Annotated in this window: 1 protein-coding gene; it reads left to right on the top strand. The window is 57.2% G+C overall.

Annotated elements, in window-relative coordinates:
* Window positions 1-428, top strand: a 428-nt coding sequence (locus tag C1I98_RS39675) for an ATP-binding cassette domain-containing protein (protein WP_146607962.1), incomplete at its 5' end; no start/stop codon positions are given.
* Window positions 429-474 lie beyond the last annotated feature (46 nt).

Raw genomic sequence — 474 nt, 5'->3', positions numbered from 1 at the left:
ACATCGGGTTGGGGCTTAATCCAGGATTGAAGCTGAACACGGCACAGCAGGAGAAAATGCACGCTATCGCCCGCCAGATGGGGATTGATAATTTAATGGCGCGATTACCGGGCGAGCTTTCTGGCGGTCAACGACAGCGCGTGGCGTTAGCGCGTTGTCTGGTGCGCGAACAGCCGATTTTATTGCTCGATGAACCGTTCTCTGCGCTCGATCCGGCGTTACGTCAGGAGATGTTGACGCTGGTGAGCACGAGCTGCAAGCAGCAAAAAATGACGTTATTGATGGTGTCGCACAGTGTGGAAGATGCGGCGCGGATCGCCACACGCTCGGTGGTGGTCGCCGACGGGCGCATCGCCTGGCAGGGTATGACCGATGAGTTGTTGAGCGGTAAGGCGAGTGCTTCGGCACTATTGGGGATTACGGGTTAGTATGCACTGTCGGATGCGGCGTGAACGCCTTATCCGACCTACGGAC

It is taken from the genome of Spongiactinospora gelatinilytica (assembly GCF_003236385.1).
Lineage (GTDB): Bacteria > Actinomycetota > Actinomycetes > Streptosporangiales > Streptosporangiaceae > Spongiactinospora > Spongiactinospora gelatinilytica.
Note: the sequence above shows the minus strand (reverse complement) of the source record. Positions and strands in the feature narration are given on the sequence as shown.